Source organism: Stenomitos rutilans (assembly GCF_059505485.1).
In genome coordinates this window covers 1-7,245 of the sequence record NZ_JCACKR010000021.1, presented here as the reverse complement: position 1 = coordinate 7,245, position 7,245 = coordinate 1, and the positions used below count along the sequence as shown (strand labels likewise).

Annotated in this window: 6 protein-coding genes; 4 read left to right on the top strand and 2 right to left on the bottom strand. The window is 47.8% G+C overall.

Annotated elements, in window-relative coordinates:
• Nucleotides 1-408 precede the first annotated feature (408 nt).
• Nucleotides 409-627: a transposase gene (locus AC5JLP_RS02055; RefSeq protein WP_496066231.1), complete on the top strand. Its 219-nt coding sequence runs from the start codon at nt 409-411 to the stop codon at nt 625-627.
• Between the two features lie 109 nt (nt 628-736).
• Here AC5JLP_RS02055 and AC5JLP_RS02050 read toward each other — a convergent pair whose 3' ends face one another.
• Both AC5JLP_RS02050 and AC5JLP_RS02045 read right to left on the bottom strand, forming a co-directional pair.
• The gene (locus AC5JLP_RS02050; RefSeq protein WP_496066230.1) at nt 737-2,896 is read right to left on the bottom strand and encodes a Piwi domain-containing protein; all 2,160 of its coding nucleotides are present in this window, start codon (nt 2,894-2,896) and stop codon (nt 737-739) included.
• A gap of 160 nt (nt 2,897-3,056) precedes the next feature.
• Nucleotides 3,057-3,437: an AbrB family transcriptional regulator gene (locus tag AC5JLP_RS02045; RefSeq protein WP_496066229.1), complete on the bottom strand. Its 381-nt coding sequence runs from the start codon at nt 3,435-3,437 to the stop codon at nt 3,057-3,059.
• A gap of 508 nt (nt 3,438-3,945) precedes the next feature.
• Between AC5JLP_RS02045 and AC5JLP_RS02040 the strand changes: the two genes are divergently transcribed.
• From AC5JLP_RS02040 to AC5JLP_RS02030, 3 genes are read left to right on the top strand one after another with little or no spacing between them, the layout of a single operon-like run.
• Nucleotides 3,946-4,656, top strand: coding sequence for a vWA domain-containing protein (locus AC5JLP_RS02040; RefSeq protein WP_496066228.1), 711 nt, complete (start codon nt 3,946-3,948; stop codon nt 4,654-4,656).
• 29 nt (nt 4,657-4,685) lie between these two features.
• A complete protein-coding gene (locus AC5JLP_RS02035; protein ID WP_496066232.1) occupies nt 4,686-6,044 on the top strand; it encodes a PP2C family serine/threonine-protein phosphatase in 1,359 nt (452 codons plus the stop codon).
• A gap of 51 nt (nt 6,045-6,095) precedes the next feature.
• Nucleotides 6,096-7,157 (top strand): GUN4 domain-containing protein, encoded by a 1,062-nt coding sequence (locus AC5JLP_RS02030; protein ID WP_496066227.1) that lies wholly within the window; start codon nt 6,096-6,098, stop codon nt 7,155-7,157.
• Nucleotides 7,158-7,245: the final 88 nt, after the last annotated feature.

Here is a 7,245-nt window from a genome sequence, read left to right as displayed (position 1 = left end):
CCATTGCCTTGCAACTAAGCATAATTGCTTGTAGAAAAAGTGACATGCTCCCACTTGCTTAGACTTGCTTAGTGCTATTAATTGTGACTAAAGCCACAAAAAAAGCAGAGATCAGATCTCTAAGACCTGATCTCTGCTTCCGAAGCCTAAGATCAATATTGTGTCGACAAGAACTATAGTTTAGGCTTTATCCTGAAAACCTCTGGATATAGGCGTTCAGCTGGTGACAGCAGAATCAAACTAATAGTTTTATAACAACTCAAATCTAACAGTTGCTATTCTTGAAAACCACTGTATATTTACGGATTAGGCAGCGAAAGATCGCTAGGTTCAGAGGAGACGTTCCCTTAGTAAAGGGACTGAATCAAAACCTATGCGTTGTCTTGCTAAGCTACCCTACTGTTGGTTTTGGTCTATTTTCTACAGAAACGCCATGCCGCAGGTTTTGCCCAACACATTCGCCAACACTGGCACATGGAAAATCGCCTCCATTGGGTCAAAGATGTGGTACTCAAAGAAGACCAAGCTCCTTTATGCGATGGCCATGCTCTCACCAATTTCGCGCTTGTGCGAACGATGGCACTTAATCTCGTTCGACAGCATGGCTTTGACTCCATCACCTGGTAATGACGTCGCATGGCTCATGACATCCACGGTCTATTTTCCTACTTCCAATCGATCAGCCCTGATTCAAAGAGGGTCGATCGCCCCTGATGTTGTTTAGCTCCTAGTCCAGCTAGAGAAAGGGCAGACTACGAGCGATTTGTACCCCGGTGGGCAGCAACCCTGCTAACGCGCACTCAGCGGCAGCATCAGCGTAATAAGTCGTGATGGGTAGTCGCACGGTTTGAGTCGAACCGACATGCATTTCGCTCAACCAATAAACTTGAGCAGCCAGGATGCCGATTTGAGTGTTGCCAAGGCGGCGGCGGATGTTGATGGGGCGCGGCACAAAATTCTTGCTGCCTTTGATCTCTCTAACACCGGTCGTCATCACTGCCGCTTCCACGTCAGAATAGGACCAAGACCAGCCTCGTTGCGGGTTCTCCCATGCCTGCGTGGTTTCATTCCATTGCCCCGCGCGATCGTAGCCAGATTTGATGATTTCAACGACATCGATCTGCTGTACACCAGCGTCTTGTAGTGCTGGCACTAGTCCTTCCAACAGCCTAAGTTCATCTGCTTGCAACAGACCATCCCGATGAATCACTAAATGGGTGAGCGGGGCTTGCTCTTGCTCCTCAAACAGGTTAACCAGACCAAAGACTGCGCGCCGAAGCACTTCAGAGTTGAAAGTTTCTCGATGCGATTGGAAATCGGTGGCAGACCAACCAATGACCTTGCCCTGTTGGTTCACGACAAAGGTCGCTGCGCCGACGGCTCGCCCCTCTTTGCGTCCAACATCTAGACCCATAAAGGCTTGCGCTGTGCCTGGCATCCGCCGCAACTGCCAGGGGCTATAGCCTAGTTTCCCCAACACTCCTAAAAGGAGGTTGTCATTGCTATTGCGAGTACGATCGCGAATCGTACTGAGTTCAATGCCTTGAGAGGGCAATCCGCGCTGCATGAACTCACGCTTCAAAACCGGGTAAGGGTCAGCGTCTGGCCGGTTGCGATAGTGCTCCTGATCAGGAACGCACATGAAGGCCAAGTCAAACCCTTCTAGCTGACGACACTGCCGTTGCAGGTCGAGCCTGTTCTCTAGTGGGTAAGCGCGATACTCAGACAACGTCAGCTTGATGGCAAAACTGTCAAAGTATTGTGTTACGCCTCGGCCCCAAGCCTGAATGTCCTCTCCCTGGGGATAAAACACGACTGCCTGGATCTGCGCTGGCCTCTCTAAGAGCTGTTGACGCTGTAAGCCCTGAGCTGGATAGGCTCCCCAGACTGCATTCCCAAAATCAAGATTCTGCTCATACCCCGTGCCGCTTGCATGCTGCACGAAGTTGATTTGGGGAGAAGGCGCGTAAGGATCTGGGTTAAAGGTGATGCACTGCTCTAAGACGCTGAGTCCACCCGCCTGGTTGAGACGGGTAATCGCCTCAATGGCTTGCTTAAAGCGTCGATCAATTGGCCAGACCTGGGCGTTGAATTGTTTGCTATCCACATCATCGCGGGTAAAGGCTTTGCGCAGCAGTTGTGGGATGTGGGAGTAGATGACATCTTTGCCGTGTGAGCCATAGTTGACTTCGACAGCTTTGGTGTCGGGAGGGATGGTCTCAAGCAGAGTGGCAGCAACAGTGCCTCGACGACGGTGGTACTCAAGTACGTTAATGTTGCCTAAGCTGGGTAAGGGAGTGGCAACGGTGAAGTCAGCTGGTCCGACGAAACGACAGGTTTTACTGTCATAGGTCTGGACCAGCGGTTGATCGAAGGGGATAGAGTCAGAGCCGCGGTCTTGAAGATTGAGGCGATCGTGGTACTCATTACTGTAATCAATAGAGAGAAAAACGTACTTCTGCTCGTCAAGTCGAAGGTCCCAGCGTAAATAACGTTGGGCTTCGATGTCGCCAGAAAGGACGGTAGAACTCTTGGCAAACGCTTCACGCGCATAGGCATTCACCTTGAAGTCTCGTTGCTCAAAGTACTGCACTATAGCTCGGTTGACGAGTTGCTTGAGCGAGGCGTTGTAGTGAGGATCGACTAAATCAACGGCTTCGACGGTCAAAACCTGAAACGTCTCGCAGGTTGTTAAAGGGGATGCACTCAATAGTCGCCCCGAACCGCCGGTCAGAACTGCCTGTCCAGTTTCTCTGCGCAAGCGATTGGCTAAACGTCCCAACTCCGCAGCCAAATCACTGGGTGAGACCGCTTGCAGTAAATCGATCTGGTGGGCATAGAAAGGAAGACTGTCAAAGGGGCGAGTTGAACGAAAGCTGAGTTCGCAAATTCCCATTGCTTGAGTAGCCAACGCTACAGCTAGATTTAACTACAGATTCTAGCCCCATATCTAGTAAATGCATACTGATGCTGTCTTTTTTCTACTGTCTCTGGCTGCCAGCCATCAAGGCGCTTGGGTCTGCTGCGTCGCTTGGCAGCGAACCGGCTGTCATGCTTCAATCGACTGGGTCCAGTTGTTTGAGCTGCATGTGTTTGTGTCCCAGCACCAACTCAAACGTATCACCCGGCTGGAGCCCCATTTGCTGGGTATAGGTTGCGCCGATTAACAAATGACCATTCGCTTGCACTGCGATCCGGTAACTCGCACGGCGTCCAGCCCGACCGCCATCAGCAGCGACCCCGTCCAGCGTGATGCCTTCCGCTTCAATTAAAGCTTTCAGAAACTGCAGCAGGTTGACGCGCTCCCCACCACCCTTCGTCGCCGTGTAATAACCGCAGGCTTTCGCTTTCTGGGTCTTGCTCAGAGTCGCTAACGTCTTTACCTTCTGCAGTAGCGCCGTGCCTATCAGGGGTTCGATCGTCTTCTGTTTCGCCATGCTGCTTCACTTCCAAAAACCTGCACTCTCATCATGCTGGATCGTAGGTCACAATGATTGACCAGGCATTGGCCACGATCAGTTAGTGAAAAGAGGGGGCAGTGAGTGGTCAAAGAGAACCCGGTTTTTGGGGGTGTACTAGTGGCTATGGACTCGTTCTGGACTAATTTTGGCCAAAAGTGGGTAGTACAGCGGCGTTTTTGCCCGTTTGCAGCGGCTGAAATCCTTATTTCACGTGGCACTTCTGCGCCCTTGGGCAGAAGGGCTTGGAGATCGACGGATCATTGCTTTTCTCAAACTCAGCCCAGGCAAAGCCTCTCGGTCATCTGGCACCTTTTTGCCTCTATAGCGGCTCGACCCCGAGTTGGGATGAGGGCAAATCAGTTGTACATCGTGTCACTTTATAAATTTAAGGAAATATTTATTTGAACCCTCCGGAGCAACAACTGCTGAAAGTGACTATTGATTGAGATTCATAGAGTGAGCAGGGAACGTTACCAAAGAGGACATGAATAAGCCTAAACGACCAGGTGGTGAACTATCAGCACGACCGCTTCATTTTATCTGGATTTGTGATTGCTCCGGTTCTATGCTGGTTGATGAGAAAATTCAAGCGCTTAATAGTGCAATCAAAGAAGTTATCCCGCATATGCGACAAGTCGCGGCAGATAACCCAAACGCCAAAGTGATGATTCGAGTTGTTAGATTCTCTACTGGCGCTGAATGGCACGTTCAAGAACCAACGCCTGTCGAAACCTTCAAGTGGGCTGATCTAAAAGCGGAAGGACTTACAGACATGGGTAAAGCTATGAGGCTCGTAGCGCAAGCACTGGAGTCTTCTTCTATGCCAGACAGAGCTTTACCACCAGTGCTTGTACTAGTTTCAGATGGACAGCCTGTTGACGACTTTGAGCAAGGGCTAGCGGTCTTGATGGAGCGACCGTGGGGAAAGAAAGCTGTTCGCATTGCGATCGCGATTGGTCGAGATGCCGATTATGAAGTTTTACAAAAATTTATTGGGCATTCAGAACTAAAGCCGCTTGCTGCTAATAATCCTGAGGCGTTGGTTAAGCATATCAAATGGGCTTCCACAGCGGTACTGAAAGCTGTCTCTTCTCCACCCAGTGAAAGAATCAGCCAGTCTTCACCTGGTAGAAATGTTCCCATCATTCAACCAGCGCAATCTAATTCCACGGTGAGTATTGATGATGTTTGGTAGAGGATAGTCCGGTGAACCAGAGAAACCAAATGAGATGGTGTTGCAATGGGCGAACTGTCCGGGGATCATCTCACCTGCGTAATGGACTGCCCAACCAAGATTCTATTTATTGGGCAACGCCAAATTCCGACGTTGGACCGCCTCTAATCTTAGCAGTGTCCGATGGGCATGGGAGTCCTGCAAATTTTCGCAGTAACGTTGGCTCTCAGTATGCTGCTCGAGTGGCTGTAGAAGTGCTGGATAAGTTCCAACAGAATGTGCAGACTCACTCCATTGACTTAGCAAGATTGACCGAGATAGCACAGCAACAGGTTCCTAAAATGCTGGTGCAGAACTGGCGGCAATCAATCACTTCTCACTGGGAGTCTAACCCTTTTCAGGAACAGGAATGGCAGAGATTACTAGCTAGAGATGGAGAAGAGGCAGTACAGAATGTGACGGGTAACCCTATTCTTGCATATGGGGCAACGGTTCTGGCTGTGCTACTCGCAGACTCTTTTATTCTCTATGTTCAGCTTGGAGATGGAGACATTCTGTGTGTCAGATCGAATGAGCGTGTTTTCAGACCTTTGCCAGAAGACAAGCGGTTGATAGCAAATGAAACCACTTCACTCTGTACCCGTAACTCTTGGCAAGATGTTCGAGTACATATCGCACCAGTTGAAGCAGGAGTAGTACCAAATCTAATCCTGCTCTCAACTGACGGATATGCTAACTCCTTCAAGTCTGATATCGACTTTTTGCAAGTTGGTCCCGACTACAGTGAAATGATTAAAGAGGAAGGGCTTTGTCAGGTTGCTGAACAACTGCCAGCCATTCTTGAAGAAGCATCCCGAGATGGGAGTGGTGACGACATCACTTTAGGGATTATTTACTTACTACCAGAAAACAATGATGAGATTGCACGGCATCTAACATCTACACAACCACCACACATACCAGAAGAAACTATGACCAGGTCGCAGGAACGTGTCGCAGACTTAAAAAGTCTTGAAAGCAACTTCAGAAGCCAAGTTAGGCAATTAAAAAATCAGATTACTTTACTGTCTGTAGGCTTGGGAATTTCAATTTTGGTTGGTCTATCGAGTGTTGCTCTAGGATTTTATCTGCTATCAAGCAAGGGTGCTTCACAGACTGCTGAAAACACAAATTTAGCCACAAATAATAACCAGAAGAAATTAGAAGAATTAAAAAATAAGACAAGTGCTTTAGAAAATAAGACGAAGAATTTAGAAGGATGCTTAAAAGGACTCAACAGAATTCCAGAACCGTCTTCTACTAAACTAATTAACACACAGCTAAAGAATCTAAAGGGCTGTGTAGACAGATCGGTCAAATCATCTGAAGGTAAGAACAACGAATCAGGTGCAGGAATACCAGAAAGTTGATAAACGTTCATATATCACAATTAAAAGAGAAGTGCTAAGGACAGATAGCTTGTGAATGAACTACCGAGACAGAAGATTTGTGAACTTATTGGGAATCATCCTCGAATCGCAGAAGACTCCAAGCTATGTGAGAGTCTTCTGAAAGATGTCTGTGGTGATCACAGAAAAGAAATTAATCTCCTAGTTAGTGCTGTTAAAGAGCAGATTCCACAAACACTATCTCAGTCACAAGGAGCTTTCCCCGAACTAGTGCTCAGCAACCTGGTTATGCGTATGCATGACAGCTTAGGGTTGGAGGAAAGTTCAGCGCAGTGGGCAGTTGCAAGTTGGGCGATCGCGCTTGGGGTCGTTTCTCCAGACTACAAGTTTCCACACCATAAAACTCCAGAACCAAATCCAGTGCTCAAGGAGGAAAGCCCTTCAGAGCTTCCAACAAACCCTGCTACTTCAAAAGTGCCTTCCCCTTCTAAATCCTCAAGGAAGTGGCTACTTATAAGTGGAGGGCTCGCTACAGTCGCTGTTGCAGTTATTACTGTGACTGGTATTATACCGAAACCAGATCCACGACCGTCGCCATCACCAACTCAAGAGACTTTGAAAGGAAATTACACTCAGCTCGAAAAGCATTTGAAAGAGCGTAATTTGAAAGCGTCAGATGAAGAAACTTTTAGGGTAATGATACAAGTTGCAGGTCAAAAATCAATAGAGCAGGGTTATTTTGACTTAACCGAATGGAAAAGCTTCTCCTGTGCAGATTTAAACAAGATAGATCAGCTTTGGCGTGAAGCAACTGCGGGTAAGCAAGGTTTCAGTGCCCAAAGAAAAGTCTTAGAAGCCCAGGGGAAAGGGAAGGATGCTGGTCAAAAGTATCTCAACCAGGTAGGACTGAAACAGGGTAACGACAACCTAGTAGATTTTAATTACGATGAGCAAACTAAAGTAACCAAATATACTGAGGATAAGGAACCAAAATTTGCTAATCCCCCTGAAGGACAGTTGCCAGCAATGCTGTATTGGAGAAGCGATAATGATTATCGTTTTGATGCAGTTTATCGCTGCAAAATTAGAGGCGAACCTGTTTCCAGTAGACTACTTATCAGTCCAAACGTTTAAGTAAAAGTTACCAGTTCTCTTAGCAGCTTCTTCAACTCAGATCTTGCAGCATTCTCGATAAACCCATTTAGGCAAAGGCTTGAGGACA